At 38.1% G+C, this 16,316-nt stretch carries 10 protein-coding genes; 8 read left to right on the top strand and 2 right to left on the bottom strand.

The window, feature by feature from the left end; translation table 11 throughout:
- Nucleotides 1-216 precede the first annotated feature (216 nt).
- Both BLS33_RS19060 and BLS33_RS19055 read right to left on the bottom strand, forming a co-directional pair.
- On the bottom strand, nucleotides 217-1,536 hold the full coding sequence (locus tag BLS33_RS19060) for an exo-beta-N-acetylmuramidase NamZ family protein (protein WP_089893452.1): 1,320 nt from the start codon (nucleotides 1,534-1,536) through the stop codon (nucleotides 217-219).
- A 42-nt stretch (nucleotides 1,537-1,578) separates the two neighbouring features.
- Nucleotides 1,579-2,334, bottom strand: a complete 756-nt coding sequence (locus tag BLS33_RS19055; protein WP_089893449.1) for a DeoR/GlpR family DNA-binding transcription regulator — start codon at nucleotides 2,332-2,334, stop codon at nucleotides 1,579-1,581.
- A 163-nt stretch (nucleotides 2,335-2,497) separates the two neighbouring features.
- Here BLS33_RS19055 and BLS33_RS19050 point away from each other — a divergent pair, with 163 nt between their 5' ends.
- From BLS33_RS19050 to BLS33_RS19015, 8 genes are all read left to right on the top strand, one after another.
- On the top strand, nucleotides 2,498-5,473 hold the full coding sequence (locus BLS33_RS19050; RefSeq protein ID WP_176801450.1) for a SusC/RagA family TonB-linked outer membrane protein: 2,976 nt from the start codon (nucleotides 2,498-2,500) through the stop codon (nucleotides 5,471-5,473).
- A gap of 29 nt (nucleotides 5,474-5,502) precedes the next feature.
- On the top strand, nucleotides 5,503-6,945 hold the full coding sequence (locus BLS33_RS19045; RefSeq protein WP_089893443.1) for a RagB/SusD family nutrient uptake outer membrane protein: 1,443 nt from the start codon (nucleotides 5,503-5,505) through the stop codon (nucleotides 6,943-6,945).
- 163 nt (nucleotides 6,946-7,108) lie between these two features.
- The gene (locus BLS33_RS19040; RefSeq protein ID WP_176801449.1) at nucleotides 7,109-9,097 is read left to right on the top strand and encodes a beta-galactosidase; all 1,989 of its coding nucleotides are present in this window, start codon (nucleotides 7,109-7,111) and stop codon (nucleotides 9,095-9,097) included.
- A 23-nt stretch (nucleotides 9,098-9,120) separates the two neighbouring features.
- Entirely contained in the window at nucleotides 9,121-11,400 is a 2,280-nt protein-coding gene (locus tag BLS33_RS19035; RefSeq protein WP_143017647.1) for a DUF6259 domain-containing protein, read from the top strand.
- A 93-nt stretch (nucleotides 11,401-11,493) separates the two neighbouring features.
- On the top strand, nucleotides 11,494-12,672 hold the full coding sequence (locus BLS33_RS19030) for an exo-beta-N-acetylmuramidase NamZ family protein (RefSeq protein WP_089893432.1): 1,179 nt from the start codon (nucleotides 11,494-11,496) through the stop codon (nucleotides 12,670-12,672).
- A 27-nt stretch (nucleotides 12,673-12,699) separates the two neighbouring features.
- A complete protein-coding gene (locus BLS33_RS19025) occupies nucleotides 12,700-14,151 on the top strand; it encodes a sodium:solute symporter (RefSeq protein WP_089893430.1) in 1,452 nt (483 codons plus the stop codon).
- 4 nt (nucleotides 14,152-14,155) lie between these two features.
- On the top strand, nucleotides 14,156-14,983 hold the full coding sequence (gene murQ, locus BLS33_RS19020) for an N-acetylmuramic acid 6-phosphate etherase (protein ID WP_089893427.1): 828 nt from the start codon (nucleotides 14,156-14,158) through the stop codon (nucleotides 14,981-14,983).
- 88 nt (nucleotides 14,984-15,071) lie between these two features.
- Nucleotides 15,072-16,313, top strand: coding sequence for an exo-beta-N-acetylmuramidase NamZ family protein (locus BLS33_RS19015; protein ID WP_089893423.1), 1,242 nt, complete (start codon nucleotides 15,072-15,074; stop codon nucleotides 16,311-16,313).
- Nucleotides 16,314-16,316 lie beyond the last annotated feature (3 nt).

The raw sequence follows: 16,316 nt of genomic DNA, 5'->3' as shown, positions 1-16,316 counted from the left end.
AAAAATCCCGAATTTTTATGCTATTTATACCGTTATTCTAATTAATCGTGTACGAGAACGTGTACCCTGATTAGAAATAAATTTCACTCAAATATACATTAAAATTTTCACCATATTAAGTACTCTTTATTGTTGGGGTACATAACCCGTAAGCATGTTCACATTTGGTAAGTATAAGCCAAGCATTGAAGGATGCTCAATTGGATACACTTAATATTAGTATAGAAAATAGTTTTTCCCAATTTCTTTAAATTCGGACAGTTCTGGCTGCCATGAAGCAAAAATCTCATATGGGTGGGCATCTCCGTATATCATATCTTCTAATCGTTTTGTAGATATAAGTCTGTCCATAACCTTCTTGTTCCATTCCATTTGATCAGGATGAACTTTGTGAATTGCCCAAACCATTGCAATGCCTGCTTTATATGATTCGAAAAAATCTCGGTTTGTTATGTTGACATATATGCCTTTGCAGACTTCTCCTCCGAGATATGGGGTGCTGCCGTGAAAGCTCATTTTTTTCGGTGTGAATGTGACAGTATCAAATTGAACACCTTTTAGCTTTAGATTATTTAATAATTCTACGACTCGGTCATTATTAATCCAAGGAGCGCCAATATATTGAAAAGGTTTTTCAGTGCCTCTCCCGGCTGATATGTTAAGCCCCTCGAAAAGGCAAGTTCCAGTATAGGCAATCAACGATTCCAAAGAGGGAAGATTTGGTGATGGTTTAACCCATTTTAGCCCCGTCTGATCTAACCACATCGAACGCTTCCATCCCAACATTTCGATTACATGGAGCTTGGCTTTTTTTCTACCTCTGAGCATATTTTCTCCATTATAAAGATTAGCCAGTTCACCTATTGTCATACCATGAATGACAGGAATTTTACCAAAAGCACCAAATCCAAATAGGAATTGTTTACCTGTTAAAAAACCATCCATTTTCACCCCGGTAATGGGATTAGGTCTATCCAATACTACCACTTCAATATCGTTTTCAGCAGCAGCTTCCATTACGAAACCAAGAATATTGACATGTTCATAAAACCGTGCACCTACTTCTTGTATGTCAAATATTATGACTTGAACATCTTTTAGCATTTGGGGTGTTGGTTTATGATGCGATCCATAAAGTGAATATTTGGGGAGCCCGGTTTCCACATCTATATCTACTTCTTTGTCTTTTGGTATTGAATAATCGTTGGTCCGGATATTGAAATGCATTCCAAAAAGGGCGATCAGTTCAGAATGGGGGTAATTAAAAAGGCTGTCGGCGAGGTGTACTCCGTTTGACAGCCGCCCTGTATGATTTGAAACTAAGGCTAATTTTTTCCCTTTTATGAGATGGGCATATTCAGAAAATAATCTGTCAGCACCAACTTTGACCGGTCCTTTGGACGTTGAGAGGGAAGAAAGAGGTTCTTCCATTAAAAAATCGTGTGCAAATGTAGACGTGAAAATAAAGACTAATATAATAAGAAAAGCTTGGGTTTTCTTTTGTAAATATTGGATTGATTGGCCTGTAATTTGCATAGTGATATATTCTTTTAATTATTATTTAAACCTATTTTATATCTAAAGTAAGTTTATACCTTTTTTTCGGTATTCACTGAGGATTGAGTCTTTGGGGTCTAGTTCCGTTACTAAGGTATCTAGAGCGTGAATTTCGCAAATTTTGTATCGATTGGATGTATTGAGTTTTTCTGATATGGAGAGGGAGACAAATCGTTTGGAAGCATTGATCATGGCTCGTTTCATTTGAGCAATTTCCCAGTCAACTTCAGTAATTCCTTTTTCCAAATCAAGGTATCCGGCTCCTAAAAAACAAATATCTGCTTTAATATCATTCAATGTGTTAATGGCACTTCCCCCTACCGCTAATTGTGAATCCCATGACAACTTTCCGCCAATAAAATAAACCTCGTTACGTTTTGATTCCCTGCTAGTTAGTTCAATCGCCATGGGTAGGCTGGGGGTGAAAAAAGTCAAATCAAGTTTTTGGGGAAGTAATTTTGCAAATTCTAAATTGGTTGATCCTCCGCTTATCAATATTACATCACCATCTTTCAGTAGAGAAATTGCTTTTTGAGCAATAATGGACTTATTACCAAGGTCATAAATTTCCCTAGTTCGATCTGTATAAATGTTGAACCCATTGGACACCGCTCCTCCGTGGACTTTTCGCAGTTTCTTTGCTATGTCGAGTTCTTTGACGTCTCTACGGACTGTATCCATAGAAACATTTAAAATGTCGGCCAAATCTGTTAGTAAAACACGATTATGAATATGTACTTCATTAAGAATTATTTGATGTCGTTTTTTCTTTTCCAATGTTAGTTAGTTTTGAGCATGCGATAAAATAAAGCAAAAAAATCAATAATTGCATAAAAAAATTGCAAAAGGTTAAAATATGCTTAGTATCCTGCAATATATTATTGCATTATTTAAAATTATATTGATATGTTTGTTCAAAACCTTTCAAAAACGCACTATTATGAAAAGAACGTTTTACCTAATGCCAACTCTTCTGTTGGTGTTTTTTGCACAAATCCTTGCCGCTCAAAATCCCAGTGTGTCCGGGACTATAAAAGATGATGTTGGGGTTCCTCTTCCTGGAGCTAGTATCGTAGTTAAGGGCACCTCTACAGGTGTGGTCTCCGATTTTGACGGGAACTTCTCAATTAATGTTGAGGACAACGGAGTTTTGGTTGTCTCCTATTTGGGGTATTTAACTAAAGAAGTGACAGTAAACGGTCAATCAAATCTGGTAATCGATATGGTTCAAGATGCGGCTAGCTTGGAAGAAGTTGTGGTCGTAGGTTATGGTCAAGTCAAGAAAAGTGATTTAACAGGTTCTGTTTCTTCAATAAAGGGAGAAGATATCAGTCTACAAGCAGTGGGCAACCCTGTACAAGGACTTGCAGGGACTACAAGTGGTGTGCAGGTTCTTCAGGAATCGGGTCAGCCTGGGAGTAATCTGAGTGTTCTGATAAGAGGTGGAAATTCCCTACTCGGGGGAAACAGCCCTTTGTATGTTGTTGATGGCTTTCCGATTATCGGGGATATTAGCTCAATCAATCCAAATGATATTGTATCAATAGAAGTATTGAAAGATGCTTCTTCAACCGCCATATATGGATCCAGAGGAGCCAATGGTGTGATTATAGTTTCTACTAAAAGGGGTAAAGAAGGAAAGACAGTAATTGAATACAGTGGTTACACGGGATTTCAAAAAGTGAGTAAAACTATTGATATGTTAAATGCCAAAGAATTTGCAACACTTGCAAATCTTAGAGCTGCAAATGATGGTGACGCTGCCTTCTTCACCGATTCTGAAATAGCTTCATTTGGACAGGGTACCGATTGGCAGGATGAAGTTTTTCAAGAAGCTATAATACAAAACCATTCGGTAACCGTTTCAGGAGGGAATGATAAAACCTTATTTAATATTTCAGGTAATTATTTTAGTCAAGATGGGATAATTTTGAATTCAGGATATAAATATCTGCAATTAAGTACCAGTATCGAGCATAAAATTAATTCCAAGTGGAAAGTATCTTTAAGTAATATCATTAATAGGAGTAAAAGCAATAGTATTTTTAGTAATAATACCGAGAGGGGTGCCGGAGTTTTAAGTGGGGCATTGATTGCTCCTCCGACTGTACCTGTCTATGATAGTGAGGGTAATTATTCAAATGTCAGACAATACTCGTTTAGCCCTGATATTTTAGAACATCCAGTGGCTATGGCTTTGGAAAGAAAGCAGCTGGTGACTAAGAATTCATTACTGTTAAATTTAAACTTAGAAGGGAAATTAACGAAACACTTGGTTTTTAATACTTTTGTAGGGGCTCAACACGATAGTTCTAGGGGCGATAATTATTCCCCTTCGATTTTTCAACCCTCTGCAACTGGGTCGGCGTCCATATCCTATAGTGAATTAACAGACATAATTAACGAGAATCTCTTAACCTACACAAATGTGATAGGAGAGGATCATGATTTTAAGCTTTTAGGTGGAATCACCTCTCAAAAGACTACAAGTCAATCTCTAAATGCTAGTTCGACCGGGTTTCTTTCGGATGTTCTCGAGAATTACAGCCTTCAGTCAGGAAATACTCCAGGTACTCCACGTTCGGCAGATAGCGAATATTCTATTCTCTCTGGGTTGGGTAGATTGAATTACGGTTACAAGGGACGATATTTGTTTACAGCAAGTATGCGAGCTGATGGTTCTTCTGTTTTTGGTAAATCTAATAAATGGGGTTATTTCCCGTCTGCCGCAATTGCTTGGCGTGTGAGTGAAGAGGAATTTTTGAACAATAGTGATGATATCAGTAGTTTGAAATTGAGGGCAAGTTGGGGTAAGACAGGTAATACTGCTGTTTCTCCCTATCAGTCGCTATCAATTCTATCGAGTGTTCAGACAGTATTTGATGATAATTTGAATATAGGGTACGCACCAGGTAGCACGAGATCCAATCCTGATTTGAAATGGGAGACTACTGCCCAAGTCGACTTGGGGATTGATCTTGGACTGTTTAAAAATCGCTTGCTTTTTACTTTTGATTATTATATCAAAAAAACAGAAGATTTATTGGCTTCAATACCTGTTGTTTTGTCTTCTGGATATTCTACACAAGTCACTAATTTGGGTGATATGGAAAACAAAGGGTTTGAACTTTCTTTGAATTCTACGATTCTTGACGGGGCATTTAAATGGGATTTAGGGGGTAATTTCTCTGTAAATCGTAATGAGGTGCTTTCTTTGCCGGGAGGTGGAGATATTTTTGGCGTTGGCTTCACTGCTCTGCCAGCAATGAGCTTGGTGAGAGAAGGGTACCCAGTTGGTGTTTTTTATGGTTTGGTTGAGGATGGTCTTACCGATGATGGAGCAATTAACTATGTTGACACCGATGTTAACGGGGAGATCAATAGTCTAGACCGCCAAATTATTGGTGATCCTAATCCCGATTTTGTATTTGGCTTGAATTCTAGTTTGAATTACAAAAATTTTGGCTTAGACATTCTGATAAATGGAGTTCAGGGCAATGATATTTTAAATTATAATTTAGCCAATGTGGCGGATGGTTTTAGTTTTGGTATTAACCAGGTCAGTGATGTTTTGGGGAATTATTGGACACCGGAGAATCCTGACCCCAATGCTAAATATCCTAAAATCAGTAAGAATACCAGATATGAGGGATCTGACAGGTTCATTGAGGACGGTTCTTACGTTCAAATAAAAAATATCAAACTTTCTTACTCATTGAAAGGAGATGATTTTAAATTTTTGCCCTTTACAAATGCTCAGATATATGTAAATGCGCAGAACTTGGCAACATTTACTGATTATTCCTTTTATTCTCCGGCAACAAATACCCGAGGTGGAGGAATTTCAAAAGGTATTGATCAATTTGGATATCCCGATACCAGAACATTCATGCTTGGAATCCAAGCAAGTTTTTAAATTTTACCATTAACGTATAATAAACTGTCATGAGAAGAATACTATTATCAATACTAATTATACTTCCAATTGTATCGTGTAGTGATTTTTTGGAAGAAGTTCCTAACGATCGAATTTCAGAAGCAAACTTTTATCAAAATATGGACGATGCCATTGCTTCTGTAGATGCAATTTATTCGCCTATGAGAGATAACTTTAGATCTCTTTATATGTTGATGTTGGACATTCAGGCCGACTATGCTGATGGAAGGGGCTCCACTCAACCATTGGGCGCATACGAAGGGTTTGACCAAACAAATATCAACAGAGCGGAAACGATGTGGGGTCGGTTTTATCAAAGTATCAGAAATGCAAACATAGCCATTGAGCAGATTGATTTTATAGATATAGATGAAGCTAGTAAGAATGCCTTAATTGGGGAAGCCCGATTTCTTCGAGCCTACTGTTATTATCATATAGTGCGGCATTGGGATGGTGCTCCGTTGTATCTTGATACAGAAAACCTAGATACCAGTAAGAAAACTTCTGCTGAATTGTACGGGGCAATAATTTCTGATCTGGAAAATGGGGAAAGTTATTTACCTGCTTCTCCGACTCAATTCGGCCGCCCGACCAAGTGGTCGGCAAAGGCATTGCTTGCTGAAGTTTATTTGACAATTGGGGAATGGGGCTTGGCAAAAACAAAGGCCAAAGAGGTAATTGATTCCGGGGCATTTTCTTTGGTAGAGATAAGTGCTGCCGGAGATTTTAATAATATTTTTGGCCCCTCGGCAAATGGTACGAGTGAAGAGATATTCTATTTGAAATTTAATCATCAGGATGGTTGGGGTTGGCCAATGAATCTTCTATGGAGTGAAACAACATATTCTCCCTTTGGAAATTATGTTATCTATTCTGTTCCAGGACCATTTTTTGATAATTGGAATGATGATGATTTGCGGAAAGAATGGAATGTGTTTACCGAATACATCAATAGAGATACCGGAGAGTTAGAGACATTGCCTTCCTCAACACCAATACTTTGTAGCAAATTCAGAGACCCTGATTCCCCGGAGAGGGAAGGACATGCAAATGATTACCCTATTTTAAGATATGCCGATGTGCTGCTTATCTATGCTGAAGCAGCTGTTATGGACGAAAATTCAGTTTCTGATCTGGCCTTGGAATCTTTGAACAAGATTAAACGTAGGGGTTATGGGTACCCTTCAAATGCAATTTCTCCGGTTGATTTTCCGGCTAGTGGCTGGACACCCGATTCTTTTAGAGATGCAGTGTTGCAAGAGCGGGCATATGAGTTGTATATGGAAGGCAAACGCTGGTTTGATCTTAAGCGCTCCGGCAAGGTAAAGGAGTTGATTCTAGCAAACACGGGTAAAACGGTTAGTGATGTGCATTTACTGTGGCCAATACCGCAACAAGAGATTGATACCAATCCAGAAATTGGACAGGAAGATCAAAACCCTGGCTATTAGTATTAAGATATAAAAATCCATTTGGGAAAATGGCGTATACTGTTTTCCCTAAATTGAAAAATGTCCACTAAGTTTTTGCGATTATAATGATAGGATAGTAATGTATTGTTGATTGTAGGAGCGTTAATGTAATTTCTAAAAAGGAATGCTCAAATAAATGAGGATGACAAATAATTTACTAGATGTACTCAATCAAAGAGCGGTCTTTATAGGTGTTGTATGCTCTTTCTTCTTTCAAACCATTATAACCAAGGCCCAAACCCACGCAGAAGTAAAATTGACGGAGGGTGGACCATCACTCATTATAGACGGAAAAACCTATCCGCCTTTCGCGTATATGTCATACCTGGGGGAGGAAAAATATTATAAAGAGGTCGCCGATGCAGGCATCCATATTTATAATATTCCTGCCTACCTTGCTGATAGGGGTATCAATTCAATTTCGGGTATAGGAGCTTTTCGAAAACCCATTTGGGTTGGCGAGAACGAGTATGATTTTTCCAGTGTAATTGACGATTTTGATAAAGTCATAGCAGCGGATCCGCATGCCAAAGTGATCGTGCGCCTCTATCTGGATCCACCATTGTGGTGGGAAAGATTGCACCCCGAAGCTTCGGCCCATTTGCCTGACGGAAGTACCTTTCGCCAGTGTTATTCTTCTGAAATATGGAAAGCCAAAACGGGCAAAGTGCTTGAAGATTTTATCGAATGGCTGCAAAAATCATCGTATAACACAAATCTCGCGGGAATACATGTGGCCAGCGGACTAACCGAGGAATGGTTTTATCATCCCAAACAATACCAAGATCAAAACCCTGTTCGATTACACGCTTTTAGGCAATGGTTAAAAGATAAATATAGGAACAATGGTGCCTTGCGAAAGGCATGGAACATGCCTTCAGTTACTTTTGAAAATGCCCAATTGTCCAATGTCGATGAACCGGTAATAAGAAAGGAATGGAGGAATCCCGACCAGGATCAAAATTATATTGATACATATCGCTTCCATGCAGAGGTCTTGGTCGATAATATTGCCTATTTCTGCAAAATCGTTAAAGAAAAAAGCAATGGTAATCTTTTAACGGGAGCCTTTTCTGGATACCATTATTATGTAGGGGATGCTAGGCGTGGACACGGTGCCCTCGCAAAGTTGTTGGATTGTCCGGATCTTGACTATCTGTCGAGTCCCAATGTCTATCATCGTGTGATAGGGGAGGACTGGCCGGCTATGGCGGCGATAAATTCAGTTCACCTCCATGGTAAATTATGGCTTACGGAAAACGATACCAGGACGTCCATAACCACCTTGTTAAAAGATCGTTCAAACGGCATAGCCCCTCCGGGGCAGTATGAGAGCGGGGTATGGCTAGGCCCAGAGGATATGGATACATCTGTATCGTTTTTGTGGAAAAATACCGCAAGAATGCTTGCTTATGGTTATGGTGGCTGGTGGTTCGATATGTGGGGAGGATGGTTCAGTCATCCTGAACTATTGAATGTTTTAGAGAAAACTCAACAATTATATACCAATTTCTCACTGTCACCGGGAATAAGGATGAAACCACAAATAGGGATAGTGGTGGATGAAGAAATTTCTTTTTGGGACCCAACTTATGGCCATCTTACTGAGAATATTTTATCCAACCGGTATCCATTGGCGAAAACAGGAACCTCTTATGATCTTTTTCTTCGAACAGATCTAGAAAGCATGCCAACATCCCAATATAAGGTAGTTTGGCTTATGGGCTTACTTGAGCTAAGTGCAAAGGAAAAATCTAGTATAAAAAAGTGGAACAAACAGGGTGTAACTGTATTGTGGACGAATGGTAAAGGAACCGAAATCTTTAGTCCAAATGCTGATGATTTTTTTATGGAAGGAAAACTTAAATGGTCTGCCCCGGAATTGGCAGGGATATGGGATAAAGCAGGTGTACATAGGTATATAGATACCGATGATGTATTCTATATAGGCCGAAACTGGATGGGTATCCATACCATTGAAGGCGGTGAACGAACCATCAATTTTCCATTTAACGCCCAAGTGATAGATCCATTGGAGAATAAAATATTATACGATTCCACCAGACAGTTCAATTTGACTTTGAAACCAAAATCAACGGTGCTTTTAAGAGTGAACCCTTTAGAAGACTAAAATATAATCTAAAACAAATAGTGATGAAAACAATCAAAAAATATTACTGTCTACTTGTGTGCTTCATCATGTTAGGATCCCTAGTCTCTTGTGGTTCCAACGATGTAGGAGAGGATTTGTCAATTGACAACGGTAAATTAAAATTAAGTTTTAGTACAGAAAATGGCTCGCTGGTTGATTTCCAGGATTTAATCCATGACTATGAATTTTTAGACGATACAGGGACATTGGAACTGCCTTGGGAGGTCAATTTTAATGAATCCCAAGATTCTTTAACGGCGGCTCCCGCAAATTTCACCTATTCAAAATCGGGACCTCTTAAAGTAATTTTAAAATGGAGCGGCTTTAAAGGAGAAACCCATAAGGATTTCGGTATTACGGCAGAAGTAACTCTGGATGAAGAAAAAGCGCTGTCGTATTGGAAAATATCCCTCGACGGAACTCATGGTAAGCAAATCAATAGTGTTGTATTTCCTAAAATATCAGGGTTAAAGAACATGGGAGAAGAAAAATTAGCGGTTCCCACATGGATGGGGCAAATTTTAGATGACCCCAGGGAATATCTTTCACAAAGCACCAAAGACGAAAAGAAAATGGCATGGGAATATCCTGGGCCTTTATCATTACAATGCTTGGCGTTATACAATCCAGATAAAGTAGGTCTCTATACTGCGGCCAATGATACCGAAACATTTAGAAAGAGCTTTTCGTTCACACTTGACAAGTCAAATAATTTGACGTACCGAATGTTGAACTATCCCTCCTTTGATAAAGAGGTCAACTTGTATGCACCCTCCTATGAAGGGGTAATCGGATCATTTAAGGGAGATTGGATTACGGCTGCCGAACAATATAGAGAATGGGGGGGCGCCCAGAAATGGTCATTGGAAAGCAGGTTTGAAAAGGGTTTGAATCCAAAATGGCTGGAAGAAACGGCCCTATGGGTGTGGAACAGGGGGTATTCGGAAAATGTTCTGGTACCAGCAGCTGATTTAAAGCAACGATTGGGGCTGCCTGTGAACGTTTTTTGGCATTGGTGGCACGGGTGCTCTTACGACGAAGGTTTCCCGGAATATTTGCCACCTCGTGAAGGGAAAGAATCTTTTGTGCAGGCGATGAAGACTGCCCGCGATAAGGATATTAACGCTATTGTTTATATGAATTCATTTCAATGGGGAAATTCTACCGAAAGTTGGAAAACCGAAAATGCTTCAGAATATGCCGTAAAAGATATTAATGGCAATATGAGAACCCATTCTTATAATATTTTTACAGGCAATTCTTTGACAAACATGTGTATGGCAACACAGTTTTGGCAAGATAAATATACATCTTTATCCGATGATGTGGTAAATACGTACGGGACGAGCGGGGTGTATATGGATCAAGCCTGTATGAATAGAGCTTGTTATGATAGCAACCACAATCATCCGCTTGGGGGAGGCAATTATTGGCTAAAGAACTTTGGAAAACTTACCAATCAAATTCGGTCTAAATTTTCTGAAGAGAAGCCATCTATTTTGGCAGGTGAAGGCGGTGCCGAAGGCTGGATGCCATATTTAAATGCCTTTCTAACACTGCAGGTCAGTAGAGAGAGATACGCAGGAGTAAGCCGATGGGAAACTATACCGTTCTTTCAGGCTGTTTATCATCAATATGCGATTACTTACGGTAATTATTCATCCTTAGTAACACCGCCCTATGACGCCCTTTGGCCCGAGGAATTTAGACCTGATAATTTAGAGCGGCCGTTAGATCCGAAATTCAATAAGCAGTTTCTGATGGAGCAGGCAAGGTCTTTTGTATGGGGTATGCAACCAACTATTTCAAATTACCATAGTTTTTTAGCTTCCAAACGAAAAGAGGAAATAGATTATTTAATGGATATAGCCCGTGTTAGATACAAAGGATTAAAATATATGCTTTATGGAAAATTCTTGAGGGCGCCTAAAATTAAAATTCCTGAAGAAGAATTGAATATTTCCAAACTATCAATATATGCTGGAAGAAAAGGGAAAGGTGTTACTGCGTATAAAAAGGAACACCCTTTAGTCTATGTAGGTGCTTGGAAGGCTGATGATGGGAATATTGGCATACCATTGGCTAGTATTAGTGAAAAAAGCATCGATTTAAATTTTACCATTAACAAGGAAGATTATAAACTTCCAAGCAAAGGAAAAGTTTTTATTACCAATAAAGAGGGTAGGGAATTACTGTTTGACTTTAGCGAAGGGGATATTCAAATAAATTATGAATTATCACCGAGGGAAGTAAGTTTTATTGAAGTTGTGCCTTCTTCATAATCCAACACAAAAATGACAGGTTTGAGAGAAGAGTGCTCGTGAACTATAGGAAGCTTTTTATTGCATGCATTACTTCTACCTAAAATTATACAGATGAAAAAGGTAATTACCGGTCTTGAAGTTTTGAAAGGGGAATATTCCCGTTTTAAAGGGAATGTGGCATTATTATGTCACAATGCTTCTGTTGATTCCAATTGTAAGCATGCTACCTTTATATTCAAAGAAGTATTCGGTGCCAGGTTCATAAAAATTTTTGGTCCGCAACATGGTTTTTCAACTGATGCGCAGGACAATATGATTGAGACGGACCACGCAATACATCCTTATTTTAAAATCCCGGTATACTCTCTTTACTCTGAGACGCGGGTGCCTACGGATGAAATGCTTGAAGATATAGACCATCTCTTTATAGACCTTCAAGACGTCGGTTGTAGAATGTATACATACATATATACACTTACACTTTTACTTGAAAAATGTAATGATAAGGATATTGAGATATTGGTGTTGGATCGTCCAAACCCTATAAATGGGGTAGATATTGAGGGAAATATTCTTGAACTTGATTTTGAGTCATTTATAGGCAGGCATCCCATACCGGTCAGACATGGTATGACAATTGGTGAGGTTGCCCTAATGCATCAAAAATATTGGGCCAGGGAAAAAGTTGATTTAAAAATCATCAAAATGAATGGATGGGAAAGGGAAATGACTTTTGTGGATACATACTTGCCATGGCTATTACCTTCTCCCAACCTTTCAAGAGCTGAAAGTGCTTTTACCTTTCCAGGAGCAGTTCTTTTTGAAGGAACTAACTTAAGTGAAGGTAGGGGTACTACGCAGCCTTTGGAAATAATAGGGCATCCGAACATTGAACCCTTCGGTTTTTATAATAATCATTTAAAGGAAGCTGTCAAGAGAAGTCGTCTCGAGGGGTTTGTTTTTAGGCCTATCACATTCCTTCCAACATTCCATAAATATAAGGATGTTGTGTGTGGTGGGTTTCAAATACATGTAACTGATAAGAAGAAAATAAAACCTTGGCGAGTTGGTCAACTGCTTCTGAGAGAGCTGTTTCATCATTTAAAAGATGATTTCGAATGGTTAAAACCACCTTATGAGTACAATCACAAGAATGAGCCAATAGATATTATCAACGGATCTGACAAATTAAGAAACTGGGTGCAAGAGAATGACGCTATAGAAATGCTTGATTCTTTTGAAAATTTAGAGGGATACAAAAATCAGCTCGATTCCATAAAAATTTACTAGTAATTATAATTAATAAAAAATAGTCGTTTGAATCCAATATTAGTGCTTTCTGCCATTGTGATTTACTTCGTTTTGCTAATGACGATATCCTATTTTACGTCAAAGGGTAGAAGTGATGAAACCTATTTTACAGGAGATCGACAATCTCCTTGGTTTTTGGTGGCATTCGGTATGGTTGGAGCCGGCCTGTCTGGTGTTACATTCGTTTCACTACCTGGTATGGTGGGGAATAACAATTTCTATTTTTATCAATTTATTCTAGGTAATGTAGTCGGTTACCTGTTCATTACATTTGTTTTGATACCACTTTATTATCGATTAAGATTAGTGTCGGTCTATTCTTATCTCCAAGAAAGGTTTGGAAACAAAACTTACAAAACAGGTTCGTTGTTTTTTTTAGTATCCCAATCTTTTGGTGCTGCATTACGATTATTGTTGGCAGCTAAAATTCTTCAATTTGCTCTTTTCGATAAATTTAATATTCCTTTTTTCTTAACAGTTATTATCATCTTATTATTGGTGTGGTTATATACCAACAAATCGGGTATAAAAACGATTGTATGGACAGATACCATGCAAACTACTTTTCTGATTCTGGGAGCTGTTATTACGATTTATACCATAATGTCTTCATTGAATCTCTCTGTCGGTCAGTCAGTTCAAGAAATAGTAAATCACAAATACTTTGAAATCTTCAATTGGGATGGCAAGTCAAGCAATAATTTTTACAAACAGTTTATTGCTGGTATTCTCGTAGCCATCGCTATGATCGGTTTAGATCAAAATATGATGCAAAAAACGCTAACCTGTAAAAACAAATGGGATGCGCAAAAGAATACACTGACCTATAGTTTGATCTTGGCCGTTACGCAGTTTCTTTTCATGGGTTTGGGAGTTTTGTTATATCTCTATGCTGAGAATAAAGGAATTTCTCTGCCCATCGGTGATAAGGGTCAATTTTTGGACACGGATACATTATTTCCTGATTTAGCATTGAACCATCTTGGCCTAATTGCTGGAATGTTTTTTTTATTAGGTATAATAGCCGCTTCCTTTTCAAGCGTAGATTCTGCATTGACCGCCCTTACTACATCGTTTACGTATGATTTCCTTGATATTTCGCATAAATCTAGTAAAGAGAAAAGAAAATTAAAAAATTGGGTCCTAGTAGGTTTTTCAGGTGTGATTTTTGTCATCATCATGTTGTTTTCAAACAGTAGGGGAGATGTGATTTCGCTCATATTCAAAGTAGCAGGTTATACTTATGGTCCGCTTTTAGGACTTTACTTATTCGGAATGTTTACCAAAATTGTAATCTGGGATAAATGGGTGCCGTTAATTTGCGTGATGGCCCCGATAGCAACCTATTTATTAAGTATGTTATTGACAAATAACTGGGGTTTTGATTTTGGATTTATAAATATTGCCGTGAATGGTTTACTAACGATAATGGGACTGTTAATTATTAAAAAGAAATGAAAAGATGCACAAAGTGAAACTTATAACGGAACAACCTTCCAAATATGACAACCTCGAAAAAATGAGTATCCGAGAATTATTAAATAACATTAATAAGGAGGACAAATCTGTTCCGCTAGCGATAGAAAAAGCAATACCCCAGATAGATGAATTCGTGAGTACTGCTGTTGTAAAAATGCAGGATGGTGGTAGGTTATTTTATATTGGGGCAGGTACAAGTGGTAGGTTAGGCGTGTTAGATGCTTCTGAATGCCCTCCTACTTTTGGAGTTTCCGATAATTGGATAATAGGATTGATTGCCGGGGGTGATAAAGCATTAAGAAAGGCTGTTGAAAATGCAGAGGACGATGTGAATCAGGCTTGGAAGGACTTAGAAGAATTTGATATTAACCATAAAGATGTGTTGTTAGGCATTGCCGCTTCCGGGACAACTCCCTATGTAATTGGCGGTTTAAAAGAAGCAAAGAGAAATAATGTAATCACAGGAAGTATATCCTGTAACGAAGGCAGTCCATTATCTTTCGAAGCGGATTATCCAATAGAATTAATAGTAGGTCCTGAGTTTGTTACCGGTAGTACTAGAATGAAGGCAGGTACGGCGCAAAAATTGGTTTTGAATATGATTTCAACGGCCGTGATGATAAAGTTGGGCAGGGTGATGGGGAATAAAATGGTAGATATGCAATTATCTAATAAGAAACTGGTTAATCGTGGAGTTAAAATGCTTGTGGACGAATTGAACATCGATGAAAAAATTGCATTGATACTATTGGAGAAACACAAAAGTGTTAGAAAGATATTAGAGGAACATAAGCTTAATCCTGAAGAGTAGGGATTAGTTTTTATAATTACGAACTTCATTTATTGAGATTTTAAAGAAAAATTATATAAATACACTATTCGTCTAAAAATAAATAAATATGAAGAAGACTATCAAATTGACCATGTTTGCAGCACCTTGTATGCTGTTATTATTTGTTTCGATATTGAGTTGCGGACAAGGGTCCAAAACCTCTAAAAAAGAAACAATTGTCGAGGAGAAGGGTATTGTAGTCGGTGCAAATCAAACCGAAGAATATTTAGAGCTTTTAAGAAATAAAAACGTAGCTGTAGTAGGGAATAATACATCAGTAATATTTAAAACTGGTAACGGAGGAGAGCGCTATACACATCTCGTTGATTCGCTTATGTCAAGTGGTATTAATATATCCAAGGTTTTTGCTCCAGAACATGGTTTTAGAGGTGATGCCGATGCCGGGGAAAAAATTAAGGATTCAAAGGACAGTCAAACGAATATATCAGTGGTTTCTCTTTATGGTAGCAATTATAAGCCGTCTGCAGATCAGTTAGACGGTATTGACATAGTTGTTTTTGATATACAAGATGTCGGGGCGCGTTTTTATACCTATTTATCGACAATGCATTATGTTATGGAAGCCTGCGCAGAAAATGATATACCTGTTATTGTTTTGGATAGGCCTAATCCCAATGGCCATTATATTGATGGACCAATGGTGGAAAATGGGAATGAAAGTTTTGTCAGTTTACACCCTGTACCTATTGTTTATGGAATGACCATCGGGGAGTATGCAAAAATGATTAATGGTGAGAAGTGGCTTAAAAATGGGGTACAATGTGATTTAACGGTTGTGCCTTTGGAAAATTACACCCATAATACTGCTTATAGCCTTCCTTTGAGACCCTCTCCGAACTTGCCAAATGATAAATCCATAAACTTATATCCCAGTTTATGTTTGTTTGAAGGTACTGATGTCAACAGTGGTAGGGGGACAGAGAAGCAGTTTCAAATTTTTGGCTCACCATTTCTTCCTCAAGCTTCATATGACCACACTTTTGTGCCTGAACCCAATTTCGGAGCCAAAACTCCTAAGCATTTAGGGGAAGAATGTTATGGACTTGATTTGTCAAAAACACAAGACTTGGATAGCTTGAACTTTTCATGGCTTTTAGATGCCTATAACTTAACGACCAACAAGGAAAACTTCTTTAAACGATATAAGCATTTTGACAGGTTGGCCGGTTCAGAAAAGCTAAGAGAACAAATTGAGCAGGGAAAAACTCTCGCAGAAATTAAAGCAACTTGGAAAAGTGGGTTAGACGAATTCAAGAATGTACGCAAGAAATATTTGATCTATGAATAAACT

The organism is Kriegella aquimaris (assembly GCF_900103215.1).
Lineage (GTDB): Bacteria > Bacteroidota > Bacteroidia > Flavobacteriales > Flavobacteriaceae > Kriegella > Kriegella aquimaris.
The sequence above is the reverse complement of the archived record's forward strand: the minus strand, read 5'-3'. Positions and strand labels throughout refer to the sequence as shown.